This is a genomic window from Polaromonas sp., from assembly GCF_041689105.1.
Lineage (GTDB): Bacteria > Pseudomonadota > Gammaproteobacteria > Burkholderiales > Burkholderiaceae_C > Polaromonas.
On record NZ_JBDNGU010000011.1, the window covers coordinates 1 to 14,400 of the forward strand.

The window sequence follows — 14,400 nt, forward strand, 5'->3', positions numbered from 1 at the left end:
CTTGTCTACAGATTTTGTCGGTCTCGATTTTTGAGAAAACCCAGCTGTCATGCGCCTTGCAGCCCGATCGCTCTCAAACCGTACCCCCACCAATCGCTAACCAGTTGATTTTGTTCAACTTTTAACCGGACACTACTGAAATCATTCCTACATGTTGTTGCTTCGCCTTGTCGTGCAATAGCACTGTCTGCGGCTTCGCGCCTAATCTAGAAATGATTTAGAAATGGAATCACAGGGCAGCTAACTTGAAAACGAAAGAAACCCCATGAGCTACTACGGATGGAAGCCATACGTCACAGTTGGTCAGCGCCAAAAGCTGGCTGAAAAAGCCGCAACCAAAGCCAAAAAAAGCGGTAAACCCTACACGCCCATCTTGGCCTATCGCGGCGCAGTGGCTAAAACCGTCTGGGGCAAAAGCTGGTGCGACCACCTGGAGGCCTACAGCGACTACGCCAACCGCTTGCCGCGTGGCGCGACCTACGTGCGCAATGGCTCGGTGATTCATTTGCAATTGACGGCGGGCGCTGTTCACGCGCAGGTAATGGGATCGTCTTTGTATGCAGTCAACGTCACCGTCCAGCCCGTCCAACAAGCGCAGTGGAAATCAATTTGTCAGGACAGCGCGGGTTCAATCGCATCGCTGGTTGAAATTTTGCAAGGCAAGCTTTCAACGGCTATCATGCAGCGCATTTGCGAGCCCGGCAAAGGCCTGATGCCCACGCCCCAAGAAATTAACTTTGACTGCAGCTGCCCGGATTGGGCCGGGATGTGCAAGCACGTGGCTGCCGTGCTGTACGGTGTAGGCGCGCGGCTGGACCAGCAGCCTGAGCTGCTGTTTACCTTGCGCCATGTGGATGCCAAAGACCTGATTCAAGTCGCGGACGGCGGCCTGGTCACGGCGCGTAAAGCGCCAAAAGCGGCCAAGGTGCTAGACGATTCGTTGCTAGCCGATGTATTTGGGCTTGAGATGGCGCAGACCACGGACGCGCCGCCTGCAAAAAAGATAGCCGTAAAAGTCGTGAAGACCATGAAAGCCATCAGAGACATCAAAGCACCCGGCATAAAAAAACCAGCTGCAAAGAAGGTTGCCGCCAAAAAGGTGACTGCTAAAAAAGCAACCGTCAAAGCCATCGTCAAAGCAGCACCCACCCCGAAATCGGCATCCAAAAAAGTAGCCACGAAGGTGGCTGCAAAGGTGGCGATCAAAACACCCGCCGGGAAGAAAGCAAGCGTCAAAAAGCGCAGCAATTAGGAGGGTTATTGGGGTCAGAGTCCAAATTCATCGTGCCCTTTGCACGCCCTTCGGGTGCGATGCTTCGCATCGTAATGAAAATGGCGTCTGGCCCCAATAACCCCCCGTGTGAAAATACCGGTTATGAACGACACCCCCACCCCGCAACTGATGCAACTGATGCAGAGCATGGGCTTGGCGGCAAAGACGGCCTCCAGCCAGATGGCACGCGCCCCTAGTGCTGTCAAAAACAAAGCGCTGATAGCCTTGGCCGGGCTGCTGCGGCAGAACGCCGCAGCATTGGATGCCGCCAACGCAAAAGACCTTGCACGCGCCACCGCGTCGGGTTTGGCTGGCCCCATGCTGGACCGCCTCAAGCTCAAGCCCAAAGACATTGACACCGTGGCCGTCGGCTGCGAGCAGCTGGCCGCCATGCCCGACGTGATCGGCGAGATCATCGGCATGAAACAGCAGCCCAGCGGCATACGCGTGGGCCAGATGCGTGTGCCCATCGGCGTGTTCGGCATGATTTACGAAAGCCGGCCGAACGTGACGATCGAAGCGGCGAGTCTGGCCATCAAGAGCGGCAACGCCTGCATCCTGCGCGGCGGCTCGGAAGCCATCGAGTCGAACAAGGCGCTGGCCGCGCTGGTGCAGCAGGCGCTACTTGACGCCGGCCTGCCGGCGGATGCGGTGCAGCTGGTGCCGACCACCGACCGCGAGGCCGTGGGCCTGTTGATCACGATGCCCCTGTATGTGGACGTGATCATTCCGCGCGGCGGCAAGGGCCTGATCGAACGCGTCAGCCGTGACGCCAAAGTACCGGTCATCAAACACCTGGACGGCAACTGCCATGTGTATGTGGACGACCCCTGCGACATGGCCATGGCCGTGACCGTGGCCGACAACGCCAAAACCCAGAAATACAGCCCCTGCAATGCCAGCGAGGGTCTGCTGGTCGCGCGCAGCGTGGCGGCCGAGTTCCTGCCCAAAATCGGTGCTATCTACGCAGCCAAAGGTGTCGAGATGCGTTGCGACGCCGAAGCCCAAGCCATTCTTGCCGCCGTGCCGGGCGCTACCGTCAAGTCCGCTACCGAGCAGGACTGGTACGAGGAATACCTGGCGCCCATCATCAGCATCAAGGTGGTCGCTGGCGTGGACGAAGCGATTGCCCACATCAACCAGTATTCCAGCCACCACACCGACGCGATCATCACGCGCGACCACATGCATGCGCAGCGTTTTTTGCGCGAGGTCGATTCGGCGAGCGTGATGGTGAATGCGAGCACCCGCTTCGCCGATGGTTTCGAGTTTGGCTTGGGCGCCGAAATCGGCATCAGCACCGACAAATTCCACGCGCGTGGACCGGTCGGAATCGAAGGCCTGACCTCGCTCAAATACGTGGTTCTGGGCCAGGGCGAAGTCCGGGCCTGAGGCGGGCTTGTGGCTTGGCCGGGCCAGGACGCAACCAGGCCGGCCTGCGGCGCTTACCCCTTGTAACTGGCGAGGCGGACCCCAATATCCCTAAAATCCGCTTAGATATAACCCAAGCAAATAACAACATTTCCCATTGAAAGTGGCCGCATGGTTCCGCACCTCATCACCGCCCTGAGCGGCCCCACCAACGAACTCGAGCAACGCATCCTGGACATGACGCCGGCCATCGAACGCTGGTTCCGGCTGGAGTGGATGGAGCACACGCCGCCGTTTTACAGCTCGGTCGATGTGCGCAATGCCGGCTTCAAGCTGGCGCCGGTGGACACCAACCTCTACCCCGGCGGCTGGAACAACCTGACGCCCGAGATGCTGCCGCTGGCGGTGCAGGCAGCGATGGCGGCGATTGAAAAAATCTGCCCCGAGGCGCGCAACCTGCTGCTCATCCCCGAGAACCACACGCGTAACACCTTTTACCTGTCCAATGTGCTGCAGCTCAAGCGCATTTTCCACCAGGCCGGGCTCCATGTGCGCTTTGGCTCGCTCAGCCCCGACATCACCGAGCCGACCACGCTGACCCTGCCGACCGGCGAGCAGATCACGCTGGAGCCGCTGGTGCGCACCGACCGGCGCCTGGGCCTTAAAAATTTCGACCCCTGCACCATCCTGCTTAACAACGACCTGTCGGCCGGCACGCCGGGCATGCTGGAAGACCTCAATGAGCAGTATTTGCTGCCGCCTCTGCATGCGGGCTGGTCGGTGCGGCGCAAGTCGCGCCACTTCCAGGCCTATGAAGAGGTGTCCAAGCGTTTCGGCAAATTGCTGGGTGTCGACCCCTGGCTGATCAACCCGATGTTTGCCAAATGCGGCGAGGTCAACATGGCCGAGGGTGCCGGCATGGAATGCCTGACCACCAACGTTGATGCGCTGCTGACCAAGATCAGGCGCAAGTACAAGGAATACGGGATCAACGAAAAGCCGTTTGTGATCGTCAAGGCCGACAACGGCACCTATGGCATGGGCATCATGACGGTGCGCGACGTCAAAGACCTCGATGAGGTCACCCGCAAGACAAAAAACAAGATGAACGCGACCAAGGACGGCCAGGCCCTGTCCGAAGTCATCATCCAGGAAGGCGTGCAGACCCACGAACGCATCAACGACGCGGTGGCCGAGCCGGTCGTCTACATGATGGACCGTTATGTGGTGGGCGGCTTTTACCGCGTGCATGCCGACCGCGGCATTGACGAAAACCTCAACGCACCGGGCGCCAGCTTTGTGCCGCTGGCTTTTGCCGACAGCGGCCGCCTGCCGCAGCCGGGCGTGCCGCCCGGTGCCAGCGGGCCCAACCGCTTCTACATGTACGGCGTGATCGGTCGACTGGCCATGCTGGCGGCCAGCTACGAGCTGGAAGCCACTGACCCGGACGCCGAGGTCTATGACTAGGAGCCTGTCGGGCTTAAGTTACAAGTTGTTGCAGTGCAACAAAGGTGCGAATTCTTGTATTTAGGGGTCTGCGCCGATGTGCCGCAGGCGGGGACAGGCGCAAAATAGCGTTCCTCAAGTCAACATTTCCCGCGCCGGGGGTTTGAGCCCTGACCCCGGCACCAGCGGGATTTTTTTGTGTCCAGTAAAAAATCATCACTTGCGGCGCTCACCCTGGGTGCCATCGGCATTGTTTACGGCGACATCGGCACCAGCGTGCTGTATGCCCTCAAGGTCGTTTTCAACTCGGGCTACGTGCCTCTGACCCCAGACAACGTCTACGGCATCCTGTCGATGGTTTTCTGGACCATCACGGTCATTGTTTCGCTGAAATACGTCACGCTTATCCTGCGCGCCGACAACAACGGCGAAGGCGGCCTGATCGCCATGCTGGCGCTGGCCACCAACGCGGTGAATGACAAGCCCAAGCTGCGGCGCTGGCTGCTTGGCGTGGGCATCTTCGGCACCGCCATTTTTTATGGCGACGGCGTCATCACCCCGGCCATCTCCGTGCTTTCGGCTGTCGAGGGACTGGAGCTGCTGTCGCCAGCCTTCAACCCTTACATCATGCCCATCGCGCTGGTGGTGATCTTCGGACTGTTTTACGTCCAGAAAAACGGCACCACCGGCATTGCCCGCATGTTCGGGCCGATCTGCGCCGTCTGGTTTGTCACCATCGCGGCGCTGGGCATTCCGCACATCTGGGCCCACCCGGAAGTGCTGGGCGCCATCAGCCCGCACCACGCCTTGCGCTTTGTCTTCCAGCAGCCTGGCATTACCTTCGTGCTGCTGGGTGCGCTGGTGTTGTGTGTCACCGGCACGGAAGCGCTGTATGCCGACCTTGGCCACTTCGGCAAAAAACCCATACGCATGGCCTGGTTCGCGCTGGTCATGCCGGCACTGCTGATCAACTATTTCGGCCAGGGCGCGATGCTGATCTATACCCCTGAGTCGGTGACCAACCCGTTTTACCTGATGGCGCCCACCTGGGCGCTGGTGCCGCTGGTCATCCTGGCTACCGCTGCCACAGTGATTGCCTCGCAGGCCCTGCTCTCGGCGGCTTTTTCGGTGAGCAAGCAGGCCATCCAGCTCGGCTATCTCCCGCGCATGCAGATCCGCCACACCTCGGTGCATGAAGTCGGGCAGGTCTACATCCCGGCGGTGAACTGGTCACTGTTTGCCGCTATCGTGGTGGCGGTCGCCCTGTTCAAGAACTCCACCAATCTGGCCTCGGCCTACGGCATCGCGGTGACGACCGACATGCTGATCACCACCGTGCTGACTTTCTTCGTCATCCGTTACGCGTGGAAGCTGCCGCTGGCGCTGTGCGTAGGCGCGACAGGTCTGTTTTTTGTGGTAGACCTGATGTTCTTCAGCTCCAACGTGCTGAAGTTTGTCGAGGGCGGCTGGTTCCCGGTGCTGATCGGCCTGACCATGTTTACCATCATGATGACCTGGAAGCAGGGGCGCGCGCTGCTCAATGCGAAGCTGCGCGCCGATGCCATCGACTTGCCGAGTTTTCTCGAAGCTGTGTTTGTCAGCCCGCCGGTGCGCGTCGAAGGTACCGCCGTGTTCCTGACCGCCGAAGCCGGCGTGGTGCCCAATGCGCTGCTGCACAACCTCAAGCACAACAAGGTGCTGCATGAGCAGAACCTGTTCGTCACCGTGCACAACCACGAGGTGCCCTGGATCGGCCTGGACAAACGTCTGGTGATCGAGTCGCTGGGCCATAACTGCTGGCAGGTGGTGATCCACTACGGCTTCAAGAACGATCCGGACGTACCCAAGGCCCTGCAGCAGATGCGCACGCGCGGCTGCGAGCTGGAGACCATGACTACCAGCTATTTCCTGTCGCGCGACGTGGTGGTTCCGACCATAGGCGGCGGCATGGCACCGTGGCGCGAAAAGCTGTTTGCGCAAATGCACCACAACGCGGGCGGCGCGGCGGATTTCCTCAAATTACCCAACAACTCGGTGGTGGAGCTAGGCAGCAAGATCGAGATTTGATTCACAGTGCTTCGGAGCTTCAGCCCTTGTGTGGCGGGCGCAAGCAGCTATTTAATTGATAGTGCGATGGTGTCATTCAGCGGTCCCGCGACGCGCAGGCCGATAATGAAGCCTCGCCATGCTTCTGACCTTCCTGCTCCAAATCATCGCCAGTGAGCGAACACGCCGGAGCAACCGCCAATTCGGCGGCATTCTGGCGTTTGTCGCCGGCGCCGTCAACGCAGGCGGCTTTCTGGCGGTGCACCGCTACACCTCGCACATGACGGGCATCGTGTCGTCCGTCGCGGACGACCTGGTCATCGGCAGCATCGGCCTGGCGCTGGCGGGTCTGGTGTCCCTGGCGGCATTTTTGGCCGGGGCCATCACCACCACCTTGCTGATCAGCTGGGCGCGGCGCCAGGGACTGCGCAGCAGCTACGCGTTGGCGCTGCTGCTGGTTTTCGGCCTGGTGGGCGCGAATCTGACGTCTTTCACCAGCCTGCTGGTGCCCACGGCGGTGCTGCTGCTGTGTTTCATCATGGGTCTGCAAAACGCCATCATCACCAAAATCTCCAACGCCGAGATACGCACCACCCACATGACCGGCGTCATCACCGACCTGGGCCTGGAGCTGGGCCGTCTGATTTACTGGAACCATTCCAAAAAAGCCAGCGGCATCCAGATCGTGCGCGCCAACACCAACAAGCTGTTTATCCACGCCAGCCTGCTCGGCCTGTTTTTTTTCGGCGGCATCGCCGGCGCGCTGGCTTTCAAGACCGTGGGCTTCAGCGCCACGCTGCCGCTTGCCTTGCTGCTCGTGGCGATGGCCCTGCCGGCCATCATGCTCGACCTGCGCAAGCTGGCGCAAACGCAGTGACAGGCCTGGCCGCTCCCCCGCCCGATGCAGAGCCCGGGGCCGCCAGCTGCGGCTTCGCGTCGCTGCAATACGCCCAGCCTTTTGTGCGTGAGGACGGGGCGTCCAGGTCCCTTCATTTCACGCTCGGTGAGCTGCAAAGCCGCATGCTGCTGCGCCGGCCCACCTACCTCGACGTGGACTACACCCGGACCATGATGGGTTTTCTGCTGTTCAAGCCCGCGCCTGCGCACATCGGCATGGTCGGTCTGGGCGGCGGTTCGATCGCCAAGTTCTGCCACCGGCAACTGCGCGCCAGCAGGATGACCGTGCTGGAGATCAACCCGCATGTGATCGCGTTGCGCCGTCTATTCCAGGTGCCCGACGACGACGAGCGCTTCCAGGTGATCGCTGCCGATGGGGCGCTTTTTTTGCGCGAGGAAGCGCCCGGCTTCGATGTTTTGCTGGTCGACGGCTTCGACCATGAGGGCCAGCCAGCCGCGCTTTGTTCGCAGCGCTTTTACGACGACTGTTTTGGGGCACTTTCAGCCGACGGCGTGCTGGTGGTCAACCTGCACGGCGACCACGCCGAGCATGCGACCCTGGTGGGCCGCATCACCCGCAGTTTCAGCGGCAATGCGGTGGAGGTGTTGGCGGTGGAGAAAAGCAACAGCATTATGTTTGCCTCCCGGGGCCAAGCCATCTCGCCGCGCCGCATGAGCCTGGCCAAAAGCATGGCGGGGCTGGACGGCGAGGCGCGCCTGCAACTCAAGGCCGAGCTGGTGCGTATTGCCTGGGAGATGAAAAACCTGGGCGAAGAGCCCGCTTGAAACAGACTAAAAGTTGCTCTGGCCCATCATTTGCCTGGCCTGCTGGCCATTTTGCGATTGGGCCTGCTCTTCTTCCAGCTCCGGGCTGTCGCTTCGGTCCTGGTTCTGATCCTGGTTCTGCCCGTAAAGCGGCCGATCGCCAGGCGGCTCGTTGACCAAACTCACGACCAGGTGAATGAAATGGAGCTTGGGCACCACCTCATGCGGTAACACAAAAGGATAAAAATCGGACTGTCCCATGGCGCGCGACATCTCGTTGAGCAGCATGGTCAACCGCGTCCAGCAGTTCAGGAAAGACAGAAAGTTTTCGGCGCCAGGGTGTTCGGGCTGGTACAGCGTGTCGAGCGTGAACGGCGTGAACTCCAGCTGGGCCGTGTCGGTGGCCAGGCCAAAACTGAGCGCGGTGTCCACCGTGTCCCGGATGTGCAGGTAGTGCGCCCAGCATTCGGCCCAATCCTCCCAGGGGTGGACGCTGGCATAGGCGCTGACGTAATGCAGCGCCCAGTCCGGGCGAGGGCCCTGCGAATAATTGGTTTGCAGGCTGGCGGCATAGTTCTGGGTTTCGTCGCCGAAAAGCCCCCGAAAACCCTGCAGCCAGTCGGTGCCGGCGATCAGCCGGTCCCAGTAATAGTGGCCGACCTCGTGGCGAAAGTGGCCCAAAAGCGTACGGTAGGGCTCATGCATTGCCTTGCGGACGGTCTCACGCGTGGCATCGTCGGCTTCGTTGATATTCAGCGTGATCAGGCCGGTGTCGTGCCCGGTCATGATGTGCGGCCCGAAGTCAGGTGAGCGCAGGAAGTCAAACATCAGCCCGCCTTCGGGGTCCTCACTCACCCGCGAGGACAGTGGCAAGCCAAGTGCCAGCAAGGCTGACACCAGGCGCCGCTTGGCCAGCTCGACCCGACCCCAAAGTTCGCCGTTGTCCGGATGTTCGGGATCATTCAGGTCGGGAATGGTGCGGTTGAGCCGGCAGGCCCGGCACAGCACCGCCTGGGGCTCGCCCTCATGCACCGGAAGCAGCCAGTTGCAGGCCGCTGGCGTCTGCAGGTTGGCGCAGCGCAAATAGGCGGCGGTCGGCGCATCGCTGCTGCCCCCCCCGGTGGTGCCCCCGGCCTGCCACTCCACCCAGGTGTCCGGATCCTGGCCAGGCATCAGGGGCAGGAGACGCGCCTGGACGGTGTCATAACCCAGCGGCGTCCCACAGGCCAGGCAGGTGCTGTTTCGGAAAAACACCGGACGGCCGCACTGGCAGCGGTAGGCGCGCCCCGCCAGGCTGGCGGCAACGGTGGGGGCGGGAACAGGCGGCAAATCAGTGGTGGACAATGCAGACTCTCGGGTCACGGACCAAATGGCAGGCAGACAGACCGGTCGGCGTGGCTGGCTTCAAGTTTGCCACGTTTGCGGGTGCACCCTGCGCCAACTTGCCTTGTCCGGACGTCAGTTTTTTCTGACAGAACGGCGCATGGCGCGCCGGTCTTTTATCATGTGTGACCCGATTGACCGAACCAAAGGATTCCCATGCCCACCTACCACGTCGAAATGATGGAAGGCCGTACCCTGGACCAGAAGAAAAAGCTGGTTGCCGAACTGACCCGTGTCAGCGTCGAGGTGCTGGCGGTCGCGCCGGAGTCGGTCGATGTCATCATCACAGACATCAAGCGCGAAAACTGGGCCACCGGCGGCAAGCTCTGGTCCGAGCCGCGCGACTGATCCCAGTCCCGCCCTGACCCCAAGCCGCGCTTGAGCCGTTCCGCCACCCTTGCTGACCTGCAGGCGCGTTTCGGCCCGCGTTACCGCTGGCTGCTGCTGCTGTCGGTCATGGTCGGCACGATGGCGTCCATCATGTCCTCGACCATCGTCAACGTGGCGATCCCGGACATGAGCCAGCATTTCGCGCTGGGCCAGGCGCGCGCGCAGTGGGTGACCTCCGGCTTCATGGTGGCCATGACGGTATCCATGCTGACCACACCCTGGCTGCTGGCGCGCTACGGCTACCGCCGCACCTATGTGGGCACCATGCTGCTGTTGCTGGCCGGCGGCTTGGTGGGCGGCTTGTCCAGCAGCTTTGCGCTGGTGCTGGGCGCGCGCGTGGCGGAGGGCCTGGCAGCCGGCGTGGTGCAGCCCATCCCGGCCATCATCATCATGCGGGCTTTCCAGCCCCATGAGCAGGGGCGCGCCAGCGGCATCTTCGGCATGGGTGTGGTGCTGGCGCCGGCCATCGGCCCCAGCATAGGCGGCGTGCTGGTGGACCTGTTCGGCTGGCGTTCAATCTTTTTCATGGTCATCCCGTTTTGCCTGGCTTCGTTGTGGCTGGCTTACCGTTATGTACCGGTCACGTCGCCGGGGGGCGCGGCGGCCAACCGCAAAGGCGCCACGCTGGACTGGCGCGGCCTGCTGCTGGGCGGCGCCGGCACGCTGTGCCTGCTCAACGGCATGGCGGCTCCCTGCTCCACGCCGCGCTGCTGCTGGGGGGCGCCTTGGGGGCGCTCGTGCTGTTTCTGGCCTGGCAACGGCGCATGGCGGCCACCGGCCGCGAGCCGCTGATGAACCTGGTGCTGTTCGACTACCGGCCGTTCGCGATGGGCAGCATCGTGGCCTTCATCTACGGCACGGCGCTGTTCGGCTCGACCTATCTGCTGCCGGTTTACATGCAGCTGGGCCTGGGCCTGTCGGCCTCCTATGTCGGGAGCATCCTGCTGCCCGCCGGCTTTGTGCTGGCCGTCACGATTGCGCTGGTGGGCCGCCTGGCCGACCGCCGGCCGACCTGGCTGCTGGTCAGCATCGGGCTGGCGCTGCTGGCCCTGTCATTTGCGCTGATGCTGACGGTGACCCTCTCTACCGCGATCTGGTTGCTGGTGCTATGGGCGATCCTTGGCCGGATCGGCCTGGGCTTCATCCTGCCTTCGCTCAACCTCGGCTCGCTGCGCGCCCTGAATCCCGAGCTGATTTCACAGGGTTCCAGCGCCATTAATTTCGTGCGCATGCTGGGCGGCGCCATCGGGGTCAGCCTGTGCGGCATCGTGCTCGAGTGGCGGCTGGCGGCGCACGGCGATTCGCTGACGCAGGCCGCGACCAGCCCGGCGCGGCTGGCTGCTTTCAACGAAGCTTTCCTGATGCTGGCGGCACTGTGCGTGCTGGCGATGTTCGCCGCATGGCGCTTGCGGCCGCAGGTCGCGACAGCCCCGTCGGCAGGAAACTAACACCATGTGCCAACTGCTCGGAATGAACTGCAACACGCCGACTGACGTGACCTTCAGCTTCACGGGGTTTGCGCAGCGCGGCGGAAACACCGACCACCATAGCGACGGCTGGGGCATCGCCTTTTTTGAAGGCGGCGACTGCAGCGAGAGCGACCGCGGCCTGCGCCATTTCGTGGACCACCAGTCGGCCAGCGCATCCCCGGTGGCCGAGCTGATACGCCGCTACCCGATCAAGAGCCGCAACGTGATTGCGCACATCCGCAAGGCCACGCAGGGCCGCGTCGCGCTGGAGAACTGCCACCCTTTTGCGCGCGAGCTGTGGGGCCGCTACTGGGTGTTTGCACACAACGGCGACCTGAAGGATTTCAACCCGCGGCTGCACGGCAGCTTCCGGCCGGTGGGCACGACTGACAGCGAACGGGCTTTTTGCTGGATCATGCAGGAGCTGGCCAAGTCGCACGCCGGCGTGCCCGGCATTGCCGAGCTGACCTTGACGCTGCGCGAACTGGCAGCGCAGATCGCACCGCACGGCACTTTCAACTTTTTGCTGAGCAACGGACTGGCGCTCTGGGCCCACGCATCGACCAGCCTGTACCACGTGGAGCGCAAACACCCTTTTTCGCATGCCACGCTCAGCGACGAAGACCTCAGCGTCAACTTTGCGGACCAGACCGCGCCGGGCGACCGCGTCGCCGTGGTGGTGACCGCGCCGCTCACCACCAACGAAGCCTGGCAGGCCTTTGCGCCGGGTGAGCTCAGAGTCTTTGAGGGTGGAGCGCTGCGCGGTTGACGGATTCAGGTCGATCCCGAATCGACCTGAATTGCTATGAATTCAGGAGCTGACTACGCCCACGGGACAAGGGCTAAAACCCGATTCAATGCTTACTTCAGAGCAGCCTCAAGCGCATCGACGAACATCGCCGCCACATCAAAACCCGTTTGGTCGAAAATTTCCTGGAAGCAGGTCGGGCTGGTAACGTTGATCTCGGTCACGTAGTCGCCGATCACGTCAATACCAGCCAGCAGCAGGCCGCGCGCTGCGAGTACCGGCCCGAGGGCATCCCCGATCTCCTGGTCACGCGCCGACAGCTTCTGCGCCACGCCCAAGCCACCGGCCGCCAGATTGCCGCGCACCTCGCTGCCCTGCGGAATACGCGCCAGGCTGAAAGGCACCGGCTTGCCGCCTATCACCAGCACGCGCTTGTCACCCCTGGTGATCTCGGGCAAAAATTTTTGCACCATCACACTTTGGGCACCGTCCTTGTTCAGGGTTTCGGTGATGCTGCCCAGGTTCAGGCCGTCTTCCTTGACGCGGAAAATCCCCATGCCGCCCATGCCGTCCAGCGGCTTGAGGATGATGTCCTTGTGTTCGGCATGGAAGCGCTTGATGTCGGCTGCGCTGCGGGTGACCAGGGTCGGTCCGCTGAACTTCGCAAACTCCAGAATGGCGAGTTTTTCCGGGTGGTCACGCAGCGCGCGCGGCTTGTTGAAGACACGCGCGCCCTCGCGTTCGGCCTGCTCCAGCAAATGGGTGCTGTAGAAAAACTCGCTGTCAAAGGGCGGGTCCTTGCGCATGACGATGGCGTCGAAGTCACAGAGCTGCTGGCTCTGCGCGGGTTCGGCCGTGTACCAGTCGGTGGCGTCGCCCGTCAGCACGATACGCTGGGCCGTCGCCGCGACCTTGTCGCCGGTCTGCCAGCGCATGTCTTTGGGCTCGCAGGTGCTCAGCGTGTGGCCGCGCCGCTGCGCCTCGCGCATCATTGCAAACGTGGTGTCCTTGTAGATCTTGAAACAGGCGAGGGGATCGGCGACAAAAAGAATATGCATGAGCGGTTCAGTCGATGGATGGGGCGGGGCGCTGACGGTATTGTTGTACAAATAGCGCCATCGCGTCGGCCACCCCACCCCAGACGGCCGAACCGATGCCGGCAAGGGTCACGCCCGACAGGGTGACCAGAAAGGTGATCAGCGCAGCCTCGCGGTGCGACTCGTCGCGCAGCGCCTGCGCCAGGCCGCTGCCAATCGTGCCCAGCGGCGCCAACCCGGCAATCGCCACCACCAGCTCTTGGCGGAAAACCCCATCAAAAAAAGACGCGTCCCATCGCGGAGTTATCTCGACTGGGAAGCGACAAACAACTTCACACCCTGCCGCAAGCTCGTTTGTTAACTATGAATTCTGCCAGCTTCTCGCCATATGTATTGAAGTAAAGAAACGTGTAGTAGAGACCCTTCTCAAACGCTGCGTTCTCCAAGTTTGTCTTGCACGCCTTGGGAACGAGCTCATCGTATAAAGCGATTTGAAACTCGTTCCGTTTTGCTTGTGACAGTCCTCGCTTGACACGCAGGATGTTAGTAATTCGCACATTCTTACCGACCGCCTCAGCCGTCGACGTTACCGTCATATCGTCGAGTATGTTTTTTTGATTCTGATTGTGTTGCTGCGCTATGTACAAAGCAACGGACTCGACAGTCGTTCCTTGAGCAACGCACAGGCTACTTGATAACAAAGAAAAAACAATGAGCGTAGTTTTCATGTTGATCTCACGGCAAGAAAAGCGCAGCAACCCAAACTGCCGAAGCGTACTCATTCTATGGATTGAAACGATGCAGTTTGAAAAGATGGCACGTTCCGACCGACCCATTTCGGTAGCGAGATACCTAGTCGCGCAGCGATTTCCCGGGCTTCCGAATCACGATTTCGGATGAGCGCTGTTATTTCGCAAACAGCCTGCTCCGGGGTCAACACAATAATGCCAATCTTCGCTAGCGCCTTTGCATTACCCAACATGCCGCCGGGCTGAGTTTTTGAGGCGCCGTCATTTGACACGAGGCTATAGCTTTGGCGCTCAGCCATGTAAAGAATGGCCACGTCATTTCTCTGATTGTCATTGCATGCCCCAGTCGGAAACAAAATCGCCTCAATCTGGCTACGTGTATCCAAATTCCCGCATTCGGGCGCGCTTTCAGAAACTGTCGAATACTCGTACGATTTTATGAGTCTTTTGGTGTTACCCGCACCCGCTTCAATTGCAGCTGTCCATGACATGAATATTGCGATAACGTTATTTTCACGCCATCGTTCAAGTTGGTTGATGTGCGAATTGCCTTGTCGTGCGTTGATGCAATTTGCATCCAAGAAGTAGCTGGCAACATGTCGGGCTGGGAAGTTTGGCATTGATGGGGCTCACTGGAGGATCTATGAATGTCCAAAAGGCTGGGTGAGTCTAGCGCCGGGGGTAGACTATTGCTCCGGCCCTGTGAAGTCTTAAGCCGCATATCGAACCCGACTATCCTGAAAGTAGCTCATAACGCGCTGGGGGTTTTGCTTCAGCATCGCCATGTGCTCGTTGGCGGCCTCGCGTAATCTGGCCTTGGTTCTGA

General features: G+C 61.1%; 12 protein-coding genes and 4 pseudogenes. 10 read left to right on the forward strand and 6 right to left on the reverse strand.

What is annotated here, in order from left to right; genetic code table 11:
- From ACESMT_RS00935 to ACESMT_RS00965, 7 genes and pseudogenes are all read left to right on the forward strand, one after another.
- Positions 1–125 (forward strand): annotated as a pseudogene (locus tag ACESMT_RS00935) (IS4 family transposase); the annotation flags it as partial.
- A gap of 140 nt (positions 126–265) precedes the next feature.
- Positions 266–1,252: an SWIM zinc finger family protein gene (locus ACESMT_RS00940; protein WP_372824348.1), complete on the forward strand. Its 987-nt coding sequence runs from the start codon at positions 266–268 to the stop codon at positions 1,250–1,252.
- Positions 1,253–1,375: 123 nt separating this feature from the next.
- The gene (locus ACESMT_RS00945) at positions 1,376–2,665 is read left to right on the forward strand and encodes a glutamate-5-semialdehyde dehydrogenase (RefSeq protein WP_372824350.1); all 1,290 of its coding nucleotides are present in this window, start codon (positions 1,376–1,378) and stop codon (positions 2,663–2,665) included.
- Positions 2,666–2,815: 150 nt separating this feature from the next.
- Positions 2,816–4,111, forward strand: a complete 1,296-nt coding sequence (gshA, locus tag ACESMT_RS00950) for a glutamate--cysteine ligase (protein ID WP_372824352.1) — start codon at positions 2,816–2,818, stop codon at positions 4,109–4,111.
- A gap of 177 nt (positions 4,112–4,288) precedes the next feature.
- The gene (locus tag ACESMT_RS00955) at positions 4,289–6,157 is read left to right on the forward strand and encodes a potassium transporter Kup (RefSeq protein ID WP_372824354.1); all 1,869 of its coding nucleotides are present in this window, start codon (positions 4,289–4,291) and stop codon (positions 6,155–6,157) included.
- A gap of 118 nt (positions 6,158–6,275) precedes the next feature.
- Positions 6,276–7,013 (forward strand): YoaK family protein, encoded by a 738-nt coding sequence (locus ACESMT_RS00960; RefSeq protein ID WP_372824356.1) that lies wholly within the window; start codon positions 6,276–6,278, stop codon positions 7,011–7,013.
- Positions 7,010–7,819 carry a fused MFS/spermidine synthase gene (locus ACESMT_RS00965; RefSeq protein ID WP_372824358.1) on the forward strand — a complete coding sequence of 270 codons (810 nt, stop codon included), beginning with the start codon at positions 7,010–7,012 and terminating at the stop codon, positions 7,817–7,819. Before ACESMT_RS00960 ends, ACESMT_RS00965 begins: the two co-directional genes overlap by 4 nt.
- A gap of 6 nt (positions 7,820–7,825) precedes the next feature.
- On the opposite strand, the gene ACESMT_RS00970 is transcribed toward ACESMT_RS00965, so the two are convergent.
- Complete coding sequence (locus ACESMT_RS00970) at positions 7,826–9,142, reverse strand: putative zinc-binding metallopeptidase (RefSeq protein WP_372824360.1); 1,317 nt, start codon at positions 9,140–9,142, stop codon at positions 7,826–7,828.
- A 195-nt stretch (positions 9,143–9,337) separates the two neighbouring features.
- Here ACESMT_RS00970 and ACESMT_RS00975 point away from each other — a divergent pair, with 195 nt between their 5' ends.
- From ACESMT_RS00975 to ACESMT_RS00985, 3 genes and pseudogenes are all read left to right on the forward strand, one after another.
- Positions 9,338–9,529 (forward strand): 4-oxalocrotonate tautomerase, encoded by a 192-nt coding sequence (locus tag ACESMT_RS00975; protein ID WP_372824362.1) that lies wholly within the window; start codon positions 9,338–9,340, stop codon positions 9,527–9,529.
- Positions 9,530–9,559: 30 nt separating this feature from the next.
- Positions 9,560–11,019, forward strand: a pseudogene (locus ACESMT_RS00980) (MFS transporter).
- 4 nt (positions 11,020–11,023) lie between these two features.
- On the forward strand, positions 11,024–11,809 hold the full coding sequence (locus ACESMT_RS00985; RefSeq protein WP_372824364.1) for a class II glutamine amidotransferase: 786 nt from the start codon (positions 11,024–11,026) through the stop codon (positions 11,807–11,809).
- Positions 11,810–11,901: 92 nt separating this feature from the next.
- On the opposite strand, the gene gshB is transcribed toward ACESMT_RS00985, so the two are convergent.
- The 5 genes and pseudogenes from gshB to ACESMT_RS01010 all read right to left on the reverse strand — a co-directional run.
- On the reverse strand, positions 11,902–12,846 hold the full coding sequence (gene gshB / locus ACESMT_RS00990; protein WP_372824365.1) for a glutathione synthase: 945 nt from the start codon (positions 12,844–12,846) through the stop codon (positions 11,902–11,904).
- Between the two features lie 7 nt (positions 12,847–12,853).
- Positions 12,854–13,093, reverse strand: a pseudogene (locus tag ACESMT_RS00995) (benzoate/H(+) symporter BenE family transporter); the annotation flags it as partial.
- A 64-nt stretch (positions 13,094–13,157) separates the two neighbouring features.
- A complete protein-coding gene (locus ACESMT_RS01000; RefSeq protein WP_372824367.1) occupies positions 13,158–13,553 on the reverse strand; it encodes a hypothetical protein in 396 nt (131 codons plus the stop codon).
- A gap of 50 nt (positions 13,554–13,603) precedes the next feature.
- A complete protein-coding gene (locus ACESMT_RS01005; RefSeq protein ID WP_372824369.1) occupies positions 13,604–14,194 on the reverse strand; it encodes a hypothetical protein in 591 nt (196 codons plus the stop codon).
- Between the two features lie 90 nt (positions 14,195–14,284).
- Positions 14,285–14,400: pseudogene (locus tag ACESMT_RS01010) on the reverse strand (IS630 family transposase); the annotation flags it as partial.

Bases quoted from the DNA above. Each gene is read 5' to 3' on its own strand.
- gshB (WP_372824365.1), bottom strand. From the start codon at position 12,846: ATGCATATTCTTTTTGTCGCCGATCCCCTCGCCTGTTTCAAGATCTAC.
- ACESMT_RS00985 (WP_372824364.1), top strand. From the start codon at position 11,024: ATGTGCCAACTGCTCGGAATGAACTGCAACACGCCGACTGACGTGACC.
- gshA (WP_372824352.1), top strand. From the start codon at position 2,816: ATGGTTCCGCACCTCATCACCGCCCTGAGCGGCCCCACCAACGAACTC.
- ACESMT_RS00940 (WP_372824348.1), top strand. From the start codon at position 266: ATGAGCTACTACGGATGGAAGCCATACGTCACAGTTGGTCAGCGCCAA.
- ACESMT_RS01005 (WP_372824369.1), bottom strand. From the start codon at position 14,194: ATGCCAAACTTCCCAGCCCGACATGTTGCCAGCTACTTCTTGGATGCA.
- ACESMT_RS01000 (WP_372824367.1), bottom strand. From the start codon at position 13,553: ATGAAAACTACGCTCATTGTTTTTTCTTTGTTATCAAGTAGCCTGTGC.
- ACESMT_RS00945 (WP_372824350.1), top strand. From the start codon at position 1,376: ATGAACGACACCCCCACCCCGCAACTGATGCAACTGATGCAGAGCATG.
- ACESMT_RS00960 (WP_372824356.1), top strand. From the start codon at position 6,276: ATGCTTCTGACCTTCCTGCTCCAAATCATCGCCAGTGAGCGAACACGC.
- ACESMT_RS00975 (WP_372824362.1), top strand. From the start codon at position 9,338: ATGCCCACCTACCACGTCGAAATGATGGAAGGCCGTACCCTGGACCAG.